Origin of the sequence: Streptomyces sp. NPDC058326, from assembly GCF_042879855.1 — a bacterium.
Lineage (GTDB): Bacteria > Actinomycetota > Actinomycetes > Streptomycetales > Streptomycetaceae > Streptomyces.
Window position 1 is genome coordinate 282755 of record NZ_JBHVZO010000007.1, and the last position, 20138, is coordinate 302892.

Here is a 20138-nt window from a genome sequence, read left to right on the forward strand (position 1 = left end):
TACGCCACAAGCCCCCGCCCGGCCGTACGCCAGAGACCCCCGCCCCGCCGTACGCCGAAAGGCCCCCGCCCCATCGCACGCGAAAGGGCCCCGTCCCGGCGTACGGAACAGGGCCCTTTCGGCGTACCGGCGGACGTGCCGGCGGGTGACACTCCGAGGTGCGCGCGTCAGCGGCGGGCGACGCCCTCGGCGCGGGCGGCTGCGGCGACCGCGGCCGCGACGGCCGGGGCGACCCGCTCGTCGAACGGCGACGGGATGACGCAGTCGGCCGCGAGCTGGTCGCTGACCACGTCCGCGATCGCGTTGGCCGCGGCGATCTTCATACCCTCGGTGATCCGGGAGGCCCGGACCTGGAGCGCGCCGGCGAAGATGCCGGGGAACGCGAGGACGTTGTTGATCTGGTTCGGGTAGTCCGAACGGCCGGTCGCCACGACGGCCGCGTACTTGTGCGCGACGTCGGGGTGGACCTCGGGGTTCGGGTTGGCCATGGCGAACACGAAGGCGTTCGGAGCCATGGAGGCGACGGCCGCCTCGGGGACCGTGCCGCCGGAGACGCCGATGAAGACGTCCGCGCCGGCCAGGGCGCTCTCCAGGGAGCCGACGAGCCCGGCCTTGTTGGTGAGCTCGGCGAGCTCACGCTTGACGTCCGTGAGGTCCTCGCGGTCGCGGCTGACGATGCCCTTGCGGTCGGCGACGGCCACGTCTCCGAGCCCCGCCTCCAGGAGGAACTTGGCGATGGCGACGCCGGCCGCACCCGCGCCGGAGATGACGGCGCGCAGGTCGCCGAGGGTCCGGCCGGTCAGCTTCGCCGCGTTACGGAGGGCGGCGAGGGTGACGATCGCGGTGCCGTGCTGGTCGTCGTGGAAGACGGGGATGTCGAGGCGCTCCTGGAGCTTGCGCTCGATCTCGAAGCACCGCGGCGCCGAGATGTCCTCCAGGTTCACGCCGCCGAAGGACGGGGCGAGCCGGACGACGGTCTCGACGATCTCATCGGTGTCGGTGGTGGCGAGGGCGATCGGGACCGCGTCCACGCCGCCGAACTGCTTGAAGAGGATGGCCTTCCCCTCCATGACCGGGAGGGAGGCCTCCGGGCCGATGTCACCGAGGCCGAGCACCGCCGTGCCGTCGGTCACGACCGCGACGACCTGGGACTTCCAGGTGTAGTCGTTGACCAGCTCGGGCTGCTCGGCGATCGCGGTGCACACCTTGGCGACGCCGGGCGTGTACGCGAGGGACAGGTCGTCCCTGTCCCGCAGGGGGACGGTGGCCTGAATGGCCATCTTGCCGCCCCGGTGAAGGGCGAAGACAGGATCGAAGGGCTCCTCCGGAGCCCCTTCCGTACCACTGTCGTTGCGAGGATTGACGATCTCCGCTGCCATTGGGTTGAACCCCTTAAGTCTGTTTCATTTGAGGGTGGCCACTCCCGGTTGAGGAGGGGTGGGGAGGCACCGCGGCCGCCGTGTCTGGCAGCCGCGCGGGCGCGCCGCACAACGCGCCCTGAGCCCCGGATGAGGGGTGTAAGGATCCTTCTTACCGGACGGACGGCACCGCAGACGAGTCCATATCCGCTCGGTGACGCGACTCATACCGAGCGCATTCGGACACGGACGGAGAACGACACGTCACCCCATGTCCCGATAGATGCATTCCGCACCCGATTGGCGGCCTTCCACTCGTCCGAATGGCGAGATACACAGGAGATTTTTCGGTGGCGGGGAAGGGATCCCGAAGAAGATCCGGCCCTGATGTACCGGCCTGTCGGCATTCGGCCGTCACCCGTTACCCGATTTTGACATCCGCAGCCGTCGGTTTGGGGCGGTCCGAATGGCAAGATGCCGTAATCACACGAGGTCACGACACTCGAAGAGGTGTACGTGACCACCTGGCAACTCCCTCACACGCCGGAGGAACCCGATCATGACCGCACGCACCACGCGTTGTACGACCGCCAAGACCCGCACGTCCCGTCTTGCCGCGGTCGCCGCCGTCGCGGTCGCCGGCTCCATGCTGCTGACCGCCTGCGGTGACCAGACCGAGGGCGGATCCGCGTCTCCGACGAAGAGCGGCGGCTCCGCGAACGCCGCCCCGCTCTTCTCGAAGCTCCCCGCCGACATCCAGAAGGCCGGTGTCATCAAGGTCGGCACCGACGCCTCGTACGCCCCGATGGAGTTCACCGAGGGCGGCAAGATCGTCGGTGTCGACCCGGACATCGCCGCGGCCCTGGGCAAGCAGCTCGGCGTCGAGTTCAAGTTCACGTCCGGCACCTTCGACGGTCTGATCACCTCGATCTACACCGGCCGCCAGGACCTGATCATGTCCTCGATGACGGACAACAAGAAGCGCCAGGAGGGCCTGGACGACAACGGGAAGAAGATCGGCAAGGGCATCGACTTCGTCGACTACTTCAGCTCCGGCGTCTCCCTCCTGGTCAAGAAGGGCAACCCGCAGGGCGTCAACTCCCTCGACGACCTCTGCGGCAAGACCGTGGCCGTCCAGCGCGGCACGATCTACGAGGACACCTTCAAGGCCCAGGCCGCGAAGTGCGGCGCCAAGAAGCTGACGATCCAGGCCTTCGACACCGACGCCGAGGCCCAGACCCGCGTCAAGGCCGGCGGCGCCGTGGCCGACCTGAACGACTACCCGGTGGCCGCGTACATCGCGAAGACCTCGGGCGGCGGCAACGACTTCGAGGTCGTCGGCAGCCAGAGCGACGTCGGCCTCTTCGGCATCGGCGTCTCGAAGGACAACCCGCAGCTGCGCGACGCCGTCAAGGAGGCGCTCGACGCCATCATCAAGGACGGCACCTACGCCGAGGCCCTGAAGAAGTGGAACGTCGAGGGCAGCGCCGTCAAGTCGGCCACCGTCAACGCCGGCAAGTGACCTCCCCGCTCCACTGAAGGGCAGTCGTCGTGACTGACAAGATCAGCAAGGACCCGGCCGCCGCTCCGGCCGGGCCCGGCGCCTCGGGCACTCCGTACGAGGCGATCAAGGCCATCCCCGTGCGGCACTACGGGCGCTGGGTCAGCGCCGTCGTGGTCGTCGTACTGCTCGGCTGGCTCGCCTACGCCTTCTCCCAGGGCAACATCATCTGGGACACGGTGTGGGACAAGGTGTTCGACACCTCGATCATCAGCGGCCTGTGGAACACCATCATCATCAGCGTCGCCTCCATGGCCCTCGGCCTCGTCCTCGGCGTCCTCTTCGCCGTGATGCGGCTCTCCAAGAACCCCGTGACGGGCGCCGTCGCCTGGCTCTACATCTGGTTCTTCCGCGGCACCCCGGTGTACGTGCAGCTGCTTGTCTGGTTCAACCTGTCGCTGATCTTCCAGTACATCGACCTCGGGCCGATCTACAAGAACGAGACCGTCGACGTCATGACGCCGTTCATGGTGGCGCTGCTCGGCCTCGGCCTCAACGAGGGCGCCTACATGGCGGAGATCGTCCGCGCGGGCATCCAGTCGGTCGACGAGGGCCAGACCGAGGCAGCGCACGCCCTCGGCATGTCCCAGACGAAGACCATGGGCCGCATCGTTCTTCCGCAGGCGATGCGAGTGATCGTGCCGCCGACGGGCAACGAGTTCATCAACATGCTGAAGACCTCGTCGCTGGTCTCGGCCGTGCAGTACACCGAACTCCTTCGGGCGTCCTCGAACATCGGCAGCACGGCCGGTGCCGTGATGGAGATGCTCTTCGTCGCCTCCATCTGGTACCTCGCGCTGACCAGCGTCTTCAGCGTCGGCCAGTACTACCTGGAGCGCCGCTTCGCCCGCGGTTCGACCCGTAACCTGCCGCCCACCCCGTGGCAGCGGGTCAAGGCGAACCTGACCACGTTCAAGCGTTCCCCGGAGGCAGCGGCATGACCGGCCAGCCCATGGTCAAGGCGGAGGGCGTCCACAAGTCGTACGGCGCCGCCCACATCCTCCGTGGCATCGACCTCGAAGTGCAGAACGGCGAGGTCTTCTGCCTCGTCGGCCCGTCCGGCTCCGGCAAGTCGACCTTCCTCCGGTGCATCAACCACCTGGAGCGGATCGACGGCGGCCGGCTCTCGGTCGACGGCCATCTGGTCGGCTACCGGCAGAAGGGCGACAAGCTCTACGAGCTGAAGGACAGCGAGGTCGCGGTCCAGCGCCGTGACATCGGCATGGTCTTCCAGCGCTTCAACCTCTTCCCGCACATGACGGCCCTGGGCAATGTCATGGAGGCCCCGATCCAGGTGAAGGGCGAGTCCAAGGCGGTGGCGCGCGAGCGCGCCGAGCGCCTGCTCGACCGGGTCGGTCTGCGGGACAAGATGGGGAACTACCCGTCGCAGCTCTCCGGTGGCCAGCAGCAGCGCGTCGCCATCGCCCGCGCGCTGGCGATGGAGCCGAAGCTGATGCTCTTCGACGAGCCGACCTCGGCGCTCGACCCGGAGCTGGTGGGTGACGTCCTCGACGTCATGCGGGACCTCGCCGAGTCGGGCATGACGATGATCGTCGTCACGCACGAGATGGGCTTCGCCCGCGAGGTCGGCGACTCGCTGGTCTTCATGGACGGCGGCGTGGTCGTCGAGTCGGGCAACCCGCGGGACGTCCTGGGCAACCCGCAGCACGACCGGACGAAGGCGTTCCTGTCGAAGGTGCTGTAGAGGCCCGGAACAGACGAAGGGGCGGTACGGGTCTCCCGTACCGCCCCTCTCGCCTGCCCGGGCTACTTCACGGCGAGGAGGAGGGTGTCGGAGGGCGAGGCCCAGACGGCCCTCGCCTCGCCGAAGCCGGCGGCGAGCAGGGTGTCGGCGTGCCAGCGCGGGGAGGGCATGTCGCCGTCGGCGTGCTCGCCGTAGATCTCGAAGCGGCGGGCGGTGGGCTCGGCGAGGACGGGGTCCTTGGCGGCGAGGGCCCACCAGTCGGCCCAGTCGAGGACCCCGGCGGCCTTCTCGACGTCCATCCTGGCGTGCCGCTGGGCGCGCTCGGCGGCGTTGATGCGGGGAGTGGTCCCGTCGATCATGTGGTCGGCGTTCATGAAGACGCCGCCGTCGCGGACGAGACCCGCGATCTGCCCGTAGAGGGCCGTCAGGGGCTCGCTGTGCAGCCAGTGGAGCGCGGTGGCGGTGAGGACGGCGTCGTACGAGCCGTGGGGCAGCCGCGCGGCCCACGCGGGGTCCTTGAGGTCGGCGGTCACGAAGGTGACGCGCTCGTCGCCGGCGAAGTACCCCTCGGCGATGGCGAGGAGGGCGGGGTCGAGGTCGACACCGGTACTGGTCGTCTCCGGGAACCTCTTCAGGAGCCGATCCGTGATACTTCCCGTACCGCACGCGAGGTCGAGGACGCGGGGCCTGGGCCCCACCAAGGCCTCGACCATGTCGAGCATCACCCGGAACCGCTCCTCACGGTCCGGCATGTACCACTCCTGCTGACGGTCCCAGCTCTGCTGCCAGCCCGCCCAGTCGGTTCCGGTCATCGCCGCTCCTCCCCCTCGCGTAATACCCTGACAGGGGCAACAGTCGTTACCCCCTACCGACCACGACACTAGACCGCCAGAGTAAGGACTACAAGTGGAACTGGCCTATTACTCGGATTACGCCGTGCGTCTGGTCAACACCGAGGAGCCGACCCGCAACAAGGACGCCCTCACCTCCGTCGAGGTCATCCGCGAGCTCTTCGGCCCCGCCACCCAGATGGCCCGGCGCGCCACCGACTCCGACGTGACCCGCTTCCGCGCCGTACGCGCCCGGCTGCGGGCGGTCTTCACCGCAGCCGACGAGGGCGACCACACGGGAGCCGTGGACCTGCTGAACTCCCTCCTCCTGGAGTTCCCCGTCAGCCCCCAGATCTCCGGCCACGACACCCTCGACGAGGACGGCCGGCCGCGGTGGCACATGCACCTCGCCGACCACCCCTCGAACGCGACCGCGGGATACGCGGCCATCGCGGCCATGGGCCTCGCGTTCCACCTGACGGAGTTCGGCGCCGACCGGCTCGGCCTCTGCCAGGCACCGCCCTGCCGCAACGCCTACCTCGACACCTCCACCAACCGCTCCCGCCGCTACTGCTCCGACCGCTGCGCGACCCGCGCCAACGTGGCCGCCTACCGGGCCCGCAAGCGCCTGGAGGCCACGGGCCTGACCGCCGAGAGCAGCCAGGAGACCATCACCACCGGCGACCGCTGACGCCCCGGCGTCACCGGCCGGTACCGCGCCCGCACCCGCCCGAGAACGAGCTCGGGCGGTACGGCTCCGAACACCCGGCTGTCCCCCTCGGCGTCCGGGTTGTCCCCCAGCACCCACCAGCCGCCGTCCCGTCGCTCGATCAGCCGCTTCACGATGAGCAGATCCTGCTGGAGCGGATGCCGCAGCACGGCCACGCACCCGGCCCGCAACCGCGCCCCGTACTGCACGAGCAGCTGGTCACCGTGGAGCAGCGTGGGCACCATCGACACCCCCGTCACCTCGGCGACCCCGAACGGAGCCCCGGCCTCCGCCACCCGCTCCCGCCCCGATTCCCTCATCCGGCACCTCCCGGTCCGCTCGTCCACTCGTACACGAGTCCCATGGTCACCCTGGACTTTTGACCTAAGCCCCAGGGGGCGCCCGCGAAATCGCCCTTCTCACCGAGTAATGTCCCACCTGAGAAGACGATCACGAGGAAGGACGGCACAATGCTCTCCCGCCTGTTTGCCCCCAAGGTGAAGGTCAGCGCCCACTGCGACCTCCCGTGCGGCGTGTACGACCCGGCCCAGGCCCGCATCGAGGCCGAGTCGGTCAAGGCTGTCCAGGAGAAGTACCTGGCGAACGAGGACGCGCACTTCCGCGCCCGCGCCACGGTCATCAAGGAGCAGCGCGCGGAGCTCGCCAAGCACCACGTGTCGGTGCTCTGGAGCGACTACTTCAAGGCCCCGCACTTCGAGAAGTACCCCGAGCTCAACCAGCTGGTCAACGACACCCTGAAGGCCCTCTCGGCCGCCAAGGCGTCGACGGACCCGAAGACGGGCGAGAAGGCGCTGGAGCTCATCGCCGAGATCGACCGCATCTTCTGGGAGACGAAGAAGGCTTGATCTCCTTCTAGGCGGCCTGACCTGCACTTTCGCGGGTCTGGCTACCTACCTGTCCGCACCCGGTCCGCAGGCCGCCGAGCACGGCGTCCATGACGGCCCGGGTGCGGTCTTCTTCGCCCGGCCACAGGTGGGCGTAGATCCGCAGCGTGATGACGGCGGACGCGTGCCCGAGGACGAGCTGCACCTGCTTGACGCTCGCGCCGCCGGCGATGAGCGCGGAGGCGTAGAAGTGCCGCAGGTCGTGGGTGACCATGTGCGGCAGCTCGACGGGCTTGCGGCCTTCCCGCTCGGCAGCCCCGTTCTCGGCCGCTTGGAGCGCCTTGCGAGCCCCGTTCCACTCGGTCTTCCAGCGCCGATAGTTGAGCGGCTCGCCCTCCTCCATGGTGAACAGCCACTCCCTGGACGGACGTGCGGCAAGATGCGCGAGGAGCGCGTCGGTGACGACCTCTCCGACCGGGACCGTGCGCCGGGACTTGGCAGTCTTCGGTGGGCCGATCTTCCCGGACTGAAGCCGCTGCCGCTCGACGCGGATGGTGCCGGCCTTGAAGTCGACGTCCGACACCTTCAGGCCGAGCAGTTCACCGATGCGCAGACCTGATCCGGCGAGGGTGACGATCGCCGCGCGGATGTACGGCGGCATCACGCGCGCCATCGCCTCGACCTGCTCGACCGTGGGCGGGGTGACCTCCTCGTCCGGCATGGCCGGGAGGGTGATCCGGCGGCACGGGCTGGAGGCGATGACCTTGTCGTCCACGGCCGCCGTCATGACGCGTACGAGGACGTCGTAGACGTTCCGCACGCTGCCGGGGCCGAGCTGGTCGGAGAGGTGCTTGAAGAGCACCTGTATGTCGTTGCGGCGTATCGCCGCCATGGAGCGGGCGCCCAGCGCGGGTACGAGGTGGAGCCGCAACGCGTTGTCCGTGATGCGCTCGCCCGCCTCGCTGACGATGAGCGAGCCTTCCCACTTCTCTGCGTACTTCTCGAAGGTGACGCGGCCGGCACGGGGATCGACGTACTGGCCGGTGACCATGCTCGCCGTGACCTCGTCGAGCCAGCGCTGAGCGTCGAGTTTCCGCTCGAAGTGGCGCGCGTGCTCCTTGCCGTCGAGATCGCGGTAGCGGGCCCGCCACTTGCCGTTGGGGCGCTTCTGAATGTTGGCCAAGTGGCCTCTCCTTCGTGTCGGTTGTCAGTAGTGGCCGCCGTCCGCGATGTCGTTGCTGAGGGTGCGAGCGTCGCGCTCGTCGCCCATGAGGCGGAGGCACTGCTCGTGGATCGCCCGCGAGCTGTCGGGGTGGGCCTTGATGTGGTCGGAGATGGCGACCACGGCGTGATGGAGGCGGTCGCGCGCGTCGCGGGCCTCGTAGAACGCTTCGACGGCCTCCTGGACGAGCCGCCGGCTGTCGATGTCGAGCCCCTCCAGGGGCGGGGACATCAGCTCTTCGAGGGGGAGCTCGAAGACGCGGGAGAAAGCGAGGGCCTCGTCGAGGTTGATGCGCCGGCGGGGGGTGCCGTTCTCGATGCGCCAGACCGCCGTCTGGTTCATCTTGACGCCCGCTCTGGTCACCCGCTCCGCCAGCTCGGTCGTGCTCCACCCTCTGACCTCGCGCTCCAGGGCCACACGCGCGGCCACGTTCCCCTCGCTGTAGAGCAGCGGCACCTCGCCACCTTCGGGCCTGTCGCCTGCCATCGAACCTCCATCGTCACCGTCGCTATCCATATTGAAACATGGACTTCCCGATTTGGGTAACCGGGGATCGTCGGGTACAACTCTATGCAGATCGAATCGCTACCTAGCCGAATGGGAATGCATGCGATACCTGACCACCGCCGAGGTCGCCGAGCGCTACCGCACAGCCGAGAGCACCGTCCGCTACTGGCGCCAGATCAAGAAGGGGCCGCGCGGCATCAAGGTCGGCAAGCGGGTGCTGTACCCCGAGGCCGAGCTGCTGCGCTACGAGCGCACGCTGATCGCCGGCCAGGAGGAATGGGGCCTGGCCTCGTGAGCCGCCGGCAGCCCCGGACACAGCAACGGCCCCCGGCGCGCCAACGCCGAGGGCCGGAGATTCCCCTGCACATCGCCCATCCCTGAACGAATGAACCGGTGAAGGGCGGGACCTTGCCCGTCCCGTCCCTCACCTGAGAGGAACGCCGATGGAGGACTCTACGTCCCCCGCCATCTCGAACACATCCCACAAGGCCGTCTGGCCTGCCACCGCGGTCCCCGGCCAGGGCATCCCGTGGCTCAACCCGGACCGAGCGGACGGCCGGCCCGCCCTTCTCGGGACCGACGATCGACCGGACCGACCCGCGACCGAAACCCGGACCGGAGATCCGGTCAACCCGGACCAGGAACCCGGACCGACGGAGAACGCGCAGCTCAGCGGCCTACCGGACCGGACCGGGAACCCGGACCATGGGCCCGGTCCGGAAGCCGAGGACCGGACGGAGAATTCCGGTCAGTCGGACGGTGAACCCGGACCGCCGGTCCGGGTTGACCACGGTGCTCCGGGGACGGTCCCCGAACCCGGACGGGGAACTGGGGACCGCGAGAGTGTCAGCCTCACGGCGGACCGGGACCAGGACGGGACCGCCGTACTGGACGAGCTGCGCGCCGCGATCGGCCGGTACGTCGTGCTGCCGAGCGAGGAGGTCCTGACCGCGGTCACCCTGTGGGTGGCGGCCTCCCACATCCAGCCCGCCCTCCAGCACGCGCCGCGCCTGGCGGTGGTGGGACCAACGAAGGGCTGCGGCAAGTCCCGCGTCCTGGACGTGCTCCACGAGACCGTGTCCCGGCCGATGATGACGGTGAATACCTCACCGGCGGTGGTCTTCCGCGTCATCGGCGAGGACCCGCCGACGCTGCTGGTGGACGAGGCCGACACCATCTTCGGCCCCAAAGCCGGCGACAAAGAGGATCTGCGCGGCCTGCTGAACGCCGGACACCAGCGAAACCGCCCCGCCTGGCGGATCTCCGGCCCGGAACACAAGGCGACTGCGTTCCCGACCTTCGCCATGGCCGCGCTGGCGGGCATCGGCGGCCTGCCGGACACGATCATGGACCGGGCCGTCGTGCTCCGCATGCAGAAGCGAAAGCCGGGTGAGCGCATAGCCCCGTTCCGCTCGCGGTATTCCGTCCCGGAACTGAACGCGCTGCGCGACCGGCTGACCGCCTGGCTGGCCCCGCTGCGGAGCGCCGCAGAGGGCTTGGTTCCGCAGATGCCGGTCGAAGACCGGGCCGCCGACACGTGGGAACCGCTGGTCATCGTCGCCGACCTGGCCGGCGGGCACTGGCCCTCGCGGGCTCGTGCGGCCTGCCTGGCGATGACGCGCAACGAGGTGGTCCAGGACGAGCAGACGACGCTTAAGACCCGGCTGCTGCGGGACATCCGACGTGTCTTCGAGCAGCAGGGCGACCGAGAGGCGCTGCGCAGCCACGACCTGCTCGCCGCGCTCATCCAGGACGCCGAGGCGCCGTGGGCCGAGTACGGGACGAAGGGCCTGAACGCCTACCACCTGGCCAACCTGCTGCGCGAATTCGGCATCAGCCCGGCCAACCACCGCTTCGAGAACGGCAGGCAGGCCAAGGCGTACGCCCGTAACCAGTTCCTCGACGCCTGGGCCCGCTACTGCCCCGACCCCGCCCCACCGGCACCCGCAGCCGGCGAGACCGTGGTCGCACGTCGAGCCCAGGGCAAGCCACTGACCCCTCCGACCGGGACCCTGCCCATCGGCCCGCCCGGCGGGCCTGCCGGCCCCAGGCCCACTCGCTGACCCCAGCTCCGTATCAATCCGTCGCATCCGTCCCCGCGCAGGTCAGCGCGGGGACGGAGTTCCTTGCCGATACGGATCACTCCGTACCTGCGACCACCTCCGTACCTGTCCTGACCAGCTACGGGACGGATGCAACAGACGTGACGAAGCCCGACCCCACACGACCACCGGAGCATCACCATGCCCGAAACGAGCACCGACAACGCCCCCACCCGCCGCCGCAAGGGATTCTTCGGCCTCACCCGCCGATCAGCAGCAAGCTGGAGCGAACGAGCCTCTAACGAGGCTTCGTCCGCGCTTGCCCCCGCCCCAGGGGTGACGGAGGAGAAGGCCGAGCGCCAGGGGGCGCCCGAGCCGGATGGGGTCATAGCCGACTCCGCTGCCCTTCGCACCCAGCCACCGACCGACGTCCAACCGCCTGTCGAGCAGCCCTCCTGGCGGGACCTCGACGCCCCCGTCCTGCCCGCGCTGATGAACCGCAAGCGCACCGTGGAGAAGCGCGACCAGGAGAAGACCATCCGCTTCACGCGAACCGCGGTCGGCGTGATCAGCGCCGCAGCTCACCAGCGCGGGCAGAGGTTCGCCGGATTCGTCGGCGACGCCGCCCTCGCCGTCGCCCTGGGCAAGGCAGGGCTGGTCGGCAGCCCGGAGGGCGATCCCATCCGCCCGCTGATCGAGGCCGTCGAGGCACACACGGTCGCGCTGAACCGCATCGGCAGCAACCTCAACCAGATCACCGCAGCCATCCACCGAGGAACAGTGCCCGAGCGCGCCGAGACGGTGCTAGCCCGAGTCGAGCAAGCAGCCGAGAGCAGCTACCAACTGATCGACCAGCTCCTGACGGAAGGCACCGCGCATGGTTCCTGACGTCTCCACCGGCTCCAACACCCGCGGACTGATCGCCTACCTCTTCGGCCCCGGCCGCCGCGACGAACACACCGACCCTCACATCGTCACCGCCTGGGACATGGCCGGCGCCCCCGACCCCGGCCGCGACCCGGCAGCCACCTACTCCCAGCTCGCCAAGCGCCTCGACCACCACGTCGACCTGCGCACCCGCGAACTGGGCGGCAAAAAGCCACCCCAGCACGTCTGGCACTGCCCGGTCCGCACCGCGCCCGGCGACCGCTACCTCACCGACACCGAGTGGGCCGAGGTCGCCCGCCGCATCGTTCACGCCGCCGGTATCGCCCCCGAAGGCGACGACAAGGCATGCCGGTGGATCGCCGTGCGCCACGCCGACGACCACATCCACATCATGGCCACCACCGTCCGCGCCGACGGACGCCGCCCACGCACCCACCACGACGGACAGCGCGCCCAAGCCGAATGCCGCAAGATCGAAGCCGAGTTCGGCCTGCGCCGCCTGAAGCCCGGCGACCTCACCGCGCCCCGCACCCCCACCGGCGCCGAACGCGCCAAGGCCGAACGCCAAGGCCAAACGGTCACGGCACGGCACTGGCTACGCGAGCAGGCGTACGCGGTCGCCGCCGCCGTACGAACGGAAGCCGACTACTTCACCGTGCTGGACTCCCTGGGTATCAAGGTCAAGACACGACTCGGCCCGGAAACCGGAGACGTGATCGGCTACAGCCTCGCCGCCCCCGGCGACACCAACGCGGCCGGCGAAGCCGTCTGGTACGGCGGCTCCAAACTCGCCCCCGACCTCTCCATCAACCGCCTACGCGAACGCCTCCCCGACCAGAAGGCGGCCGACCACCCCCGGCAGGTGGCGGACCCCGCCGACCCATGGCGCCACACCACCACCGCCATACACGCGGCACGCACCGTACTCGACTCCGGTGACGATGCCGCCGCCCAGGGCCACCTGGCCGCCTTCGGCGACGCTCTCTACAACATCGCCAGCGCCACAACCGGCCCCCACCGGGCAGAACTGGAGGCGGCGGCGATGGCGTTCAACCGCGCCCGCCGCTCCGCCACCCGCGCCGACCACCAGGCCGCCACCGCCCTGCGCAAGGCCGCCAAGGAACTCGCCTACGCCTCCAACCAGCCGGGCGGACTCGCCATCGCCCTGCTCCTCGCCACCGTGCACCTGGCCCGCGCCGCCGCCAAGTGGCACGAACAACGCGGCCACGAACAGCAGGCGGCGGCAGCCGAGGAAGCCTTCCGCCACCTTCAGGCGGGCTACCAGCAGGCCGCCGCACCCGTCCTGGCGGACCTGGCCCGCCGCGCACCACGAGCCGCAACCGCCAGCCGCTTCGAGCAAGACGTTCGCGCGACCCTCCCCGATCACGCCGACCGAATCCTCACCGACCCCACCTGGACCGCCCTGACCACAACACTCGCCCACGCCGAAACCGCCGGCCACAACCCCCGACGCCTCCTAGCCGAGGTAGGCACGCAACGAGAACTCGACAGCGCCGAGCACCCCGCCGAGGTCCTCAACTGGCGCATCACCGCTCAGCCGAACCGACGGACGCAAGCCGCTCACAGCCGAAGCGCCACGAGCGGCACCTCGACCAGGTCCGCCACACCACACCCTCCGGCCACACCAGTGGCTACGAGGCCCGAAGAACGCAGTCGACACCGCTAACCCCGGCCTGATGCCCCGCCACGCCTCGTGGCAGGGCATCGGGTCCGACCTGGTGCGGCGGGCCATCAGCCGCGCGTTCTGGGTGTGGGCAGAACTGCAAAGGCTGGGTGTCGTGTCGTAGGCCGCTCGTACACTGCGGCGATGGACAAGGGGTGGATGGCCGTATGGCCAGTGGCAGCGTTTTTCCTCGGCGGCCTGGCTACCCAGCTCACGGGCTGGCTGGCGCACCGTCGGCAGCAAAAGGAGCGTCTCCAGGATGCGGCTGCGGCCTTCCGCGAGCGCCGGGAGAACTTCGAGCTGGAGAACCTACAAAGGCTCACCGAAGCCCTGCAGGTGCTCGGCAGGACGACCGCACAGGCTCATCACGCAGACATGATGGCGAGCCGTGAAACCCGCCTCTACGGAGTGGAACTACTTGGCGAGGAGCTGGCCGAAGAGAACCGGGTGGCGAACCAGATGGTGCACATGCTGGCTGGTTTGGTGCTCGACGACCAGTTGCGTGAGCAGGTGAAAGCGGCCCGGACGGCACTCGGCAGACCAGCTGGCATGCATCGTGTCGATCCCAGGGAAGTGGACGCGGTTTTCATGGCCAGCCTCGAGCAGCTTGCGCAGGTGCAGGATCAGATAGCGGCCCGGATCCGGGAGGTCTACGTGAAGTCGACCGCTGCCATGGCGGTGCTGTGAGCAGCTTCGACGGCTACAGCTACGAGGTAGCCATCAGTTCAGGCGGGGTCGACTACTGGGGGCACACCACCGACCCGTCCCCTGATGTCACATGCTGTTTCGCCCGGCACGGCGCGTTCTCTGCCGAGCAGGAGCTACTGGGTACGGCGTTCCATGAGGCTGGGCATGCGGTCGTTGCGCGCCTGGCGGGGATACCCGCCGTGCCGGTGGAGATTATTGCGGGCCCAACCTGTGAAACGTGCGGTGCTGTCAGGTGGGCTGGTCGGAACGTGGCGGTGCCGTTGGATGCTGGCTCGGCCTACGACACGCTGACGGCCTTGGCCGCGGGCGTGCAAGCGCGGCTGCTGTGGTGTGAACAGTTGGGCCCGGTGGCCGCCAGTCGCCGGTGGGCAGTTGAGATCGGCGGCTTCGGGGACCAGGTTCTCGCTCGTGAGGTCTGTGCCGCGACCGCAGGTCTTCCAGGGGTTGGCTGGCGGGAACTGGACTACGGACCGCCGGGCCTGCAGCCGCAGCCGTGGAACTGGGGGCACCAACAGCAGCGAGCTAGGCAGGCCCTGGTGAGCGCTTGGGCGTACGTCGAGAAGCTCGCCTGTCGAGTGGCAGGGGACACCCACGTCTCAGTCAAGGACGTGACCGCGATCCTCGCTTAGTCACTTCCTGCACCGCCCAGGGTCCGCATCCAAGTGCGGCAACCTCCGCGGGCCCCACAGCGCCCTGAGCTGATCGTCGCTTACCGCTAACGGGGATCGCGCCAACCGCCTCATCGCTGACAGACGAGGATGCCACCGTGGCAGGTGATCTTGTATGCACCATGCCGAGCGATGTGCTCAATCACCAACGCGCGTGCCCGGTCGATGGTCGCTTCGAAAGGAACGTCGTGCTGGTCCGCCCAAGCGTGATACGAAGCCATGTGAGCAATGACGGGCTCAGGGTCGCGGACTGTAATGATCCCTGGCAGTTCGACGACCTCCACGCGACTGAACTCCTTGCCGAGGAAGGCCGTGGCCTTCTCCAGTGAGAAGCGGGCACTGAGCGAGATTCGGGCCGGGCCTCGGTCGATGCCGAGCACGTCGCCGGCGGCCCGCTGCCAGAGGTCGTCGAGTTCGGCCTTGTCGCGGTCGCTGTTGGTGGAGGCGACCACCACCCCGTCACGGGCCACGACCCTGGCCAGCTCCCGGACCGCCTGGGGAATGTCGGATACGTGGTAGAGCATGTGCAGCGCGAGAGCGGCGTCGACGCTGCCCGCCGCCAGCGGAAGCCGCGTGGCATCCGCCACGGCGACCGAGCCAGGGACGCCGGCGAGGATGCCGGGCGCGATGTCGAGACCGAGCAGGGACAGGTCCGGACGGTCCTGGCGAAGCCGCTGGATGAACTTGCCGTTGCCACAGCCGATGTCGACGACGCGCCCGCGTACGTCGCCCAGCCACTCGGCGACGAGGCCGGGCAGGTCGTACCGGGGCGTCTGCCACCGGTAGAGCGACTGCCGGGCCGCGAGGTCCCGGTCTCCGTTGTAGGCGCTGCCCGCCAGGCGGGCCCGGTCGGTGACGGCGGCGTCGTGGGCGGCGGACAGGTCGGTCACGTCGGCAACTCCGGAGGGTGGGCGGCGGGCAGGGACGCACGGACGGCCGTGTGCTGGAGTCGTTCGCGCAGGTGCACCGCCTGCGCGGCTCCACCGTACTGCGGCCCTTCCAGCTCCCGCCCGAGAACGGTGAGCCGGCGCACGATACTGGCCGACATGCGCTCCGGCGAGGACTGGAGAACGAAGCCGAGCGTCTCCTCCGTGCCGTCCAGGTCGCCCAGGAGCAGGTGCCCGCTGGCGAGGTCGAGGTGCGCGGCGAACAGGTCACCGACCGACTGGTCGTCTCCGTCCGCGCTGCGATAGAGGCGGATCGCCGTCTCCGCGCTGTCGATGGCCCGCTGGACGTGCTCCTGCCCTCCCACGGCCAGGAGGGTCGTTCCGGCGTACGCGAACTGCTTGGCCGCGGGGAAGTCGAAGACTCCCAGTACCTCGTCCCGACCCGAGATCGCCTCGCGCGATCGTTCGGCATCCGACAGGGCGGCGAGCGCGCCTGCCGAGTCGCCGACTATCGCCAACGTCCGCGCCTCCAGACTCGCCAGCCGTGCGCCGATGCTGCCGCTCGCCCTGTGCCGCCGGCCGGCTTGCGCCAGTCGGGCCGCCTGTTCGTACCGCCCTGTCCAGTACGCAATCAACGATTCCACGGCCCGTACCCAGGCCAGCATCCCCTCGTGCCTCGCCACCTCGGCACAGGCGCGTGCGGTGCGGGCGTGGGTGGCGGCGGAGTCGTAGTCACCGAGGTCGAGGCAGACGTGCGCGGACAGGCCACAGAGGCGAGAGGCGGAAAGGTAGAGGTCGGTGGTCTGCCGGGGGTGCTGGCGCCCGCGCAGCAGCTCGAACACCCCGTCCCGTAACCGCTTGATCTCGACGTACTGCTCCATCAACGGGTGGCTGACGTACGTACGAGCGAGTCGGCCGACATCCGCCTCCAGTTGCTCGACGACGAACTCGTCGGCGTTGCGCTGCGCGATGAACCGGGCGAACTCGGCCGACGTCACCGCGTCCTCAGAGAGTGGGGTTCCACGGACGTGGGTGTCTTCAGGCGGCAGCACCGGCGGCATGAACTCGACCTCGGCGGCATCGGACCCGTCCCGCTGCCCCTTGCTGACGGCAACAGCTTGGTCGAGCACGGCGACATCGACACCGAAGACCTGCGCCAGGTACTTCCGGGCGTAGGGAACGGGAACTCGCGCTTCGCGCTCGTACCGCCCGATCTCTTTGCCGGTCTTCGCGGAACGCCCCTCCAGTGCGTTGTACTCATCGGCAACCCTCTGCTGGCTCCAGCCACGCTCGGTGCGCAGCCGGACGAGCAAGGCGCCGATCCCGGTGTCGCCCATGCCGTCCCCCCAGGAACACGTGACCTCTGGCCCCCATAGTGGCCCCCGCTTTGGCCCCCGTGTTGGCTCCCGACCCAAATGAGTTAAGTCGCTTTGCTGTTGACCATGGCAAGCAGACTCACCAACGAGGCGACCGACGCCGCCCCCGATCTCCTTCCGGGCACTGGCCGGCACCGCACCATGCTGTTCCCCCGCCGCCGGACCACACCGCGTACCGCTCGCAATTTCGTCGTCGCCACGCTGACCGAATGGGGCGAGACCAGCCGCCTCGACGACATGCGGCTGTGCACCTCGGAGCTCGTCACCAATGCCGTGCTTCACGGAGTGCCCGTGGGCCGACTGGTCCTGGTACGGGTCGAGTCCCTCGACGCGGAGCTGCGGATCGAGGTCCACGACAGCGGCGAGAAGAGGCCGACGAAGCGCGTTCCCGAGGAGTCCGCCGTCGACGGCCGCGGTCTGCTGATCGTCGCCGCGACCGCCGACAGCTGGGGCGTGAAGGAGCGGACGGGCCCCGGAAAGTACGTCTGGGCCGCATTCGACCGTGCCAAGAACGGGGCCGCTCCCCTGCCGCCCCACACCACCGGCCCCCAGGGAGACACCTCGTGACCACGCACCCCGTCTCGCCGAACACCGTTCTCGCCAACGCCCTCCACCACGCCGAGGACGTCCTGACCCCGCGCATCCTGGCTGCCCCGCCCGAGCGGATCGTGCTGGTCGTCGGCACCCAGATCAACGGCGCCCCGCACATCGGCACCTCGCTCGTACAGTCCCTGGCCTTCGCCATGGCGGTCCGCCTGCGCGACCGCTTCGGACTCCCCACCGAGGTGCTCTTCAGCGCCCTCGACAACGCCCCGTACGAGCTGGCCACCGACCCGGCCAGCGGCCACCGCTACCAGCGCGCCTACGCCCAGGCCCTCGGTGAGCAGGCCCTGCTCGACCTCGTCACCGCCCTCTACCAACCACTCTTCACCGCCCTGTCCCGGCGCCTGGGCATCCCGCACCACATCGAGACGTACACACAGCAGCAGGCCGGCGAGCACTACCGCCGCACCTGGCTCCGTCTCCTCCCCCGAATCGACGCCGCCCGCTGGTGGCTCGCCCCCTCCACCGGCACCCCGCACCTCCGCGTCCCCTGCCCGTACCCCGGCTGCGGCTGGGCCGAGAAACACGCCGAACGCACCCGGGTCCGCCTCACCGGGCCCGAGTCGGCGGTGGTCTCCGCCGTCTGCCTCCACCACGGCCCGTACGAGGCCACGATCACGCCCACCGCCGGCGCGTACCTGGACCTGGCCACCCTGTACCGCAACCTGGTCAAGGAACTCGCCCTGACCAGCCCCAACGGCACCCTGCACGTCATGGTCAAGGGCGGCGACTGGGTCTTCGGCTCCCACCTCGTCGACGAGGCCCTCCAGGCCGTGGGCCTCACCCGCACCCAGCTCCCGGCCCGCCTGTTCTGCCCCCAGGTCGTCACTGACACCGGTGCCAAGCTGTCGAAATCCCTCATACGAGAAGGCCGTGCCCTCTTGCCGGAGGGAGCCGCCCCTTGGATGCTCGACACCCGGCAGTGGCCCGGCACCGTCACCGAGTACGCCGACCAGCTGCTCGCCATGGCCGAGACCCTGCTCTCCGACCCCCGCCACTTCTTCCGTTCGTACTCGGCCGCCGAGATCGGCCGCCTGATCACCGCGCCGTCCCCCAGGAGCGTCTCGTCCCGATGACCGACCGCACCGCCCGCGTCCGCGAGCTCAACCTCTACCGCCAGTACTTCGAGCTCGTCGCCGCGGGCACCAAGACCATCGAGGTGCGGGTCAAGTACCCGCACCTCGCCGACCTCGCCGCCGGCGACACCATCCGCTTCCGCATCAAGGACACCGACGAGACCTGCAGCGTGAACGTCCTCCGCGTCACCGAGTACCCCAACTTCGAGGCCCTCCTCGACGGCGAGGGCCCGTCCAACGTCAACCCGACCGCCACCCGCGACCAGCAACTCGCCAACATCCGCACCATCTACGGCCCCGAGAAGGAGGCCCTCGGAGCCTTGGCTATCCAGATCCTTCTCGCGTGACCATATAGCCCCGACCCCTTCACCTCATGCGGTCACGGCCTAACCAGTTGCTGAGCCCTATGCACCTTGGCGATCTTGAAAGAGAGCTGGAGGAACTCTGCATTGCCAGCGATCCAGTCCCGCTGATCTTCACTCAGCTTGTCACTGCTCGACTTGACCTCGACAAATTCGACACCCTCAACTCTGCCGTCGATTTCAAGCCATGACACCAGATCAGGCCATCCGAGATATCGACCCCAATAGTCACCTGCGAGAAACCCGAGGATTTCAACCACTCGCTCCGGACCCAGAATCTCAATTAGTCTGCGACCCCGCACGATGTCAACTTCCCGATGCGCCCAAAGATACTGCAGCAAGCCTTGTGAATGCGAAGTCCAATAATCGAACAACCAAAGCAGTTCATCCGTCGAGCGCGGAAGACTATCAAGATGCTGCCTCAATGCGCTCGCTCGACGCGTGGCATGCCGCGGACTTCCGAAGTCGTCAGGCAGCACCGTCCAGATAAGGTCACCTTGCCCGAAAGAATTCTCGTCGCGCCCACCGAATCCGGCAGCCCGATTATGAGAATCCCTTGGATCTTGCACCCACAGCCACATCAAGGTTCCATAGAGAGCATGGATCGGCCGGCTCTCACACAGCATGACCTGCCGCCCGGCCTCTCGAAGGCGCCCGGCCACAAACTCCTCCACACTTAGTGCCGAATGAAGATCCTTCGAACCAACCGGGAGAACCTCTACGTGGCCGATCGTGGGGGTGACATAGCAAGCGGGGTAGTCATCCACCGCGACACCAAAGGAAGTTAGAATTTCAGAATCTGAAGGCCTGGTGAAGTCGTACTTCGGATCGCGCACATGCGAGCTGCGAATATCGCTAACGACCGAGCGCTCGATCTCTTCATATTCACCCCGATACTGGCGAGAAAGAGCGGAAACTACAGGATACCCACCCTCTCCCACGAGGCTCACACCTTGGCTCAGCAACCGCTCGATAAAACGATGATTCACCTCCCTATAGATTTCTCGCCAGTAGTACCGATGAACCAGACTGGCCGCTCCGCGGTGCGGCTTCCTTGGAAAAGCCGGGGGCATCTCGCCGCGACAGTCATGGCACACGCCATCCACC

22 protein-coding genes are annotated in these 20138 nt (G+C 68.7%); 14 read left to right on the plus strand and 8 right to left on the minus strand.

Annotation, left to right across the window (positions count from 1 at the left end; genetic code table 11):
- Window positions 1–167: 167 nt before the first annotated feature.
- Window positions 168–1379 carry an NADP-dependent malic enzyme gene (locus ACFVYX_RS16515; RefSeq protein ID WP_389682055.1) on the minus strand — a complete coding sequence of 404 codons (1212 nt, stop codon included), beginning with the start codon at window positions 1377–1379 and terminating at the stop codon, window positions 168–170.
- A gap of 538 nt (window positions 1380–1917) precedes the next feature.
- Here ACFVYX_RS16515 and ACFVYX_RS16520 point away from each other — a divergent pair.
- The 3 genes from ACFVYX_RS16520 to ACFVYX_RS16530 are packed head-to-tail and all read left to right on the plus strand — an operon-like array spanning window position 1918 to window position 4624.
- Window positions 1918–2880, plus strand: a complete 963-nt coding sequence (locus tag ACFVYX_RS16520; RefSeq protein ID WP_389682056.1) for an ABC transporter substrate-binding protein — start codon at window positions 1918–1920, stop codon at window positions 2878–2880.
- A 29-nt stretch (window positions 2881–2909) separates the two neighbouring features.
- A complete protein-coding gene (locus ACFVYX_RS16525; RefSeq protein WP_389682057.1) occupies window positions 2910–3860 on the plus strand; it encodes an amino acid ABC transporter permease in 951 nt (316 codons plus the stop codon).
- Window positions 3857–4624: an amino acid ABC transporter ATP-binding protein gene (locus tag ACFVYX_RS16530; RefSeq protein ID WP_030553409.1), complete on the plus strand. Its 768-nt coding sequence runs from the start codon at window positions 3857–3859 to the stop codon at window positions 4622–4624. Before ACFVYX_RS16525 ends, ACFVYX_RS16530 begins: the two co-directional genes overlap by 4 nt.
- 62 nt (window positions 4625–4686) lie before the next feature.
- On the opposite strand, the gene ACFVYX_RS16535 is transcribed toward ACFVYX_RS16530, so the two are convergent.
- Window positions 4687–5436, minus strand: coding sequence for a class I SAM-dependent methyltransferase (locus ACFVYX_RS16535; RefSeq protein WP_389682058.1), 750 nt, complete (start codon window positions 5434–5436; stop codon window positions 4687–4689).
- 94 nt (window positions 5437–5530) lie between these two features.
- Between ACFVYX_RS16535 and ACFVYX_RS16540 the strand changes: the two genes are divergently transcribed.
- Window positions 5531–6145 (plus strand): CGNR zinc finger domain-containing protein, encoded by a 615-nt coding sequence (locus ACFVYX_RS16540; protein WP_389682059.1) that lies wholly within the window; start codon window positions 5531–5533, stop codon window positions 6143–6145.
- Here ACFVYX_RS16540 and sodX read toward each other — a convergent pair.
- Window positions 6064–6483, minus strand: coding sequence for a nickel-type superoxide dismutase maturation protease (sodX, locus tag ACFVYX_RS16545; protein ID WP_389682060.1), 420 nt, complete (start codon window positions 6481–6483; stop codon window positions 6064–6066). The two genes, ACFVYX_RS16540 and sodX, sit on opposite strands and share 82 nt — an antisense overlap.
- Before the next feature lie 150 nt (window positions 6484–6633).
- Between sodX and sodN the strand changes: the two genes are divergently transcribed.
- A complete protein-coding gene (gene sodN, locus ACFVYX_RS16550) occupies window positions 6634–7029 on the plus strand; it encodes a superoxide dismutase, Ni (protein WP_015036129.1) in 396 nt (131 codons plus the stop codon).
- Between the two features lie 7 nt (window positions 7030–7036).
- Here the strand turns inward: sodN and ACFVYX_RS16555 are convergent, their stop codons facing one another.
- Window positions 7037–8191, minus strand: coding sequence for a tyrosine-type recombinase/integrase (locus tag ACFVYX_RS16555; RefSeq protein ID WP_389682061.1), 1155 nt, complete (start codon window positions 8189–8191; stop codon window positions 7037–7039).
- A 24-nt stretch (window positions 8192–8215) separates the two neighbouring features.
- Window positions 8216–8716 carry a helix-turn-helix transcriptional regulator gene (locus ACFVYX_RS16560; RefSeq protein ID WP_389682062.1) on the minus strand — a complete coding sequence of 167 codons (501 nt, stop codon included), beginning with the start codon at window positions 8714–8716 and terminating at the stop codon, window positions 8216–8218.
- A gap of 121 nt (window positions 8717–8837) precedes the next feature.
- Between ACFVYX_RS16560 and ACFVYX_RS16565 the strand changes: the two genes are divergently transcribed.
- The 6 genes from ACFVYX_RS16565 to ACFVYX_RS16590 all read left to right on the plus strand — a co-directional run bounded on the left by ACFVYX_RS16565 (window position 8838) and on the right by ACFVYX_RS16590 (window position 14688).
- Window positions 8838–9032: an AlpA family transcriptional regulator gene (locus ACFVYX_RS16565; protein WP_116158880.1), complete on the plus strand. Its 195-nt coding sequence runs from the start codon at window positions 8838–8840 to the stop codon at window positions 9030–9032.
- Between the two features lie 628 nt (window positions 9033–9660).
- Complete coding sequence (locus tag ACFVYX_RS16570; RefSeq protein WP_389682063.1) at window positions 9661–10800, plus strand: DUF3631 domain-containing protein; 1140 nt, start codon at window positions 9661–9663, stop codon at window positions 10798–10800.
- A 315-nt stretch (window positions 10801–11115) separates the two neighbouring features.
- Window positions 11116–11667, plus strand: coding sequence for a hypothetical protein (locus ACFVYX_RS16575; RefSeq protein ID WP_389682103.1), 552 nt, complete (start codon window positions 11116–11118; stop codon window positions 11665–11667).
- The gene (locus ACFVYX_RS16580) at window positions 11657–13354 is read left to right on the plus strand and encodes a relaxase/mobilization nuclease domain-containing protein (protein WP_389682064.1); all 1698 of its coding nucleotides are present in this window, start codon (window positions 11657–11659) and stop codon (window positions 13352–13354) included. The genes ACFVYX_RS16575 and ACFVYX_RS16580 overlap by 11 nt, the downstream gene beginning before the upstream one ends.
- A 141-nt stretch (window positions 13355–13495) precedes the next feature.
- Window positions 13496–14038 carry a hypothetical protein gene (locus ACFVYX_RS16585; RefSeq protein ID WP_389682065.1) on the plus strand — a complete coding sequence of 181 codons (543 nt, stop codon included), beginning with the start codon at window positions 13496–13498 and terminating at the stop codon, window positions 14036–14038.
- Window positions 14035–14688 carry a hypothetical protein gene (locus ACFVYX_RS16590; RefSeq protein WP_389682066.1) on the plus strand — a complete coding sequence of 218 codons (654 nt, stop codon included), beginning with the start codon at window positions 14035–14037 and terminating at the stop codon, window positions 14686–14688. The genes ACFVYX_RS16585 and ACFVYX_RS16590 overlap by 4 nt, the downstream gene beginning before the upstream one ends.
- A 110-nt stretch (window positions 14689–14798) precedes the next feature.
- Here the strand turns inward: ACFVYX_RS16590 and ACFVYX_RS16595 are convergent, their stop codons facing one another.
- Both ACFVYX_RS16595 and ACFVYX_RS16600 read right to left on the minus strand, forming a co-directional pair.
- On the minus strand, window positions 14799–15617 hold the full coding sequence (locus tag ACFVYX_RS16595; protein WP_389682067.1) for a class I SAM-dependent methyltransferase: 819 nt from the start codon (window positions 15615–15617) through the stop codon (window positions 14799–14801).
- The gene (locus tag ACFVYX_RS16600) at window positions 15614–16951 is read right to left on the minus strand and encodes a helix-turn-helix domain-containing protein (RefSeq protein ID WP_389682068.1); all 1338 of its coding nucleotides are present in this window, start codon (window positions 16949–16951) and stop codon (window positions 15614–15616) included. Before ACFVYX_RS16600 ends, ACFVYX_RS16595 begins: the two co-directional genes overlap by 4 nt.
- Before the next feature lie 105 nt (window positions 16952–17056).
- Here ACFVYX_RS16600 and ACFVYX_RS16605 point away from each other — a divergent pair, with 105 nt between their 5' ends.
- Genes ACFVYX_RS16605 through ACFVYX_RS16615 form a run of 3 tightly spaced genes read left to right on the plus strand, consistent with a single transcriptional unit; the run spans window position 17057 to window position 19016 of the window.
- Window positions 17057–17557: an ATP-binding protein gene (locus ACFVYX_RS16605; protein WP_389682069.1), complete on the plus strand. Its 501-nt coding sequence runs from the start codon at window positions 17057–17059 to the stop codon at window positions 17555–17557.
- On the plus strand, window positions 17554–18669 hold the full coding sequence (locus ACFVYX_RS16610) for a hypothetical protein (RefSeq protein ID WP_389682070.1): 1116 nt from the start codon (window positions 17554–17556) through the stop codon (window positions 18667–18669). The genes ACFVYX_RS16605 and ACFVYX_RS16610 overlap by 4 nt, the downstream gene beginning before the upstream one ends.
- Window positions 18666–19016, plus strand: a complete 351-nt coding sequence (locus tag ACFVYX_RS16615; protein WP_043224968.1) for an ASCH domain-containing protein — start codon at window positions 18666–18668, stop codon at window positions 19014–19016. Before ACFVYX_RS16610 ends, ACFVYX_RS16615 begins: the two co-directional genes overlap by 4 nt.
- A gap of 32 nt (window positions 19017–19048) precedes the next feature.
- Here ACFVYX_RS16615 and ACFVYX_RS16620 read toward each other — a convergent pair whose 3' ends face one another.
- The gene (locus tag ACFVYX_RS16620; RefSeq protein ID WP_389682071.1) at window positions 19049–20137 is read right to left on the minus strand and encodes a VRR-NUC domain-containing protein; all 1089 of its coding nucleotides are present in this window, start codon (window positions 20135–20137) and stop codon (window positions 19049–19051) included.
- Window position 20138: the final 1 nt, after the last annotated feature.

Coding starts and splice junctions, on each gene's coding strand:
- ACFVYX_RS16515 (WP_389682055.1), bottom strand. CDS start 1,379: ATGGCAGCGGAGATCGTCAATCCTCGCAACGACAGTGGTACGGAAGGG.
- ACFVYX_RS16520 (WP_389682056.1), top strand. CDS start 1,918: ATGACCGCACGCACCACGCGTTGTACGACCGCCAAGACCCGCACGTCC.
- ACFVYX_RS16530 (WP_030553409.1), top strand. CDS start 3,857: ATGACCGGCCAGCCCATGGTCAAGGCGGAGGGCGTCCACAAGTCGTAC.
- ACFVYX_RS16535 (WP_389682058.1), bottom strand. CDS start 5,436: ATGACCGGAACCGACTGGGCGGGCTGGCAGCAGAGCTGGGACCGTCAG.
- sodX (WP_389682060.1), bottom strand. CDS start 6,483: ATGAGGGAATCGGGGCGGGAGCGGGTGGCGGAGGCCGGGGCTCCGTTC.
- sodN (WP_015036129.1), top strand. CDS start 6,634: ATGCTCTCCCGCCTGTTTGCCCCCAAGGTGAAGGTCAGCGCCCACTGC.
- ACFVYX_RS16560 (WP_389682062.1), bottom strand. CDS start 8,716: ATGGCAGGCGACAGGCCCGAAGGTGGCGAGGTGCCGCTGCTCTACAGC.
- ACFVYX_RS16565 (WP_116158880.1), top strand. CDS start 8,838: ATGCGATACCTGACCACCGCCGAGGTCGCCGAGCGCTACCGCACAGCC.
- ACFVYX_RS16580 (WP_389682064.1), top strand. CDS start 11,657: ATGGTTCCTGACGTCTCCACCGGCTCCAACACCCGCGGACTGATCGCC.
- ACFVYX_RS16585 (WP_389682065.1), top strand. CDS start 13,496: ATGGACAAGGGGTGGATGGCCGTATGGCCAGTGGCAGCGTTTTTCCTC.
- ACFVYX_RS16600 (WP_389682068.1), bottom strand. CDS start 16,951: ATGGGCGACACCGGGATCGGCGCCTTGCTCGTCCGGCTGCGCACCGAG.
- ACFVYX_RS16605 (WP_389682069.1), top strand. CDS start 17,057: ATGGCAAGCAGACTCACCAACGAGGCGACCGACGCCGCCCCCGATCTC.
- ACFVYX_RS16615 (WP_043224968.1), top strand. CDS start 18,666: ATGACCGACCGCACCGCCCGCGTCCGCGAGCTCAACCTCTACCGCCAG.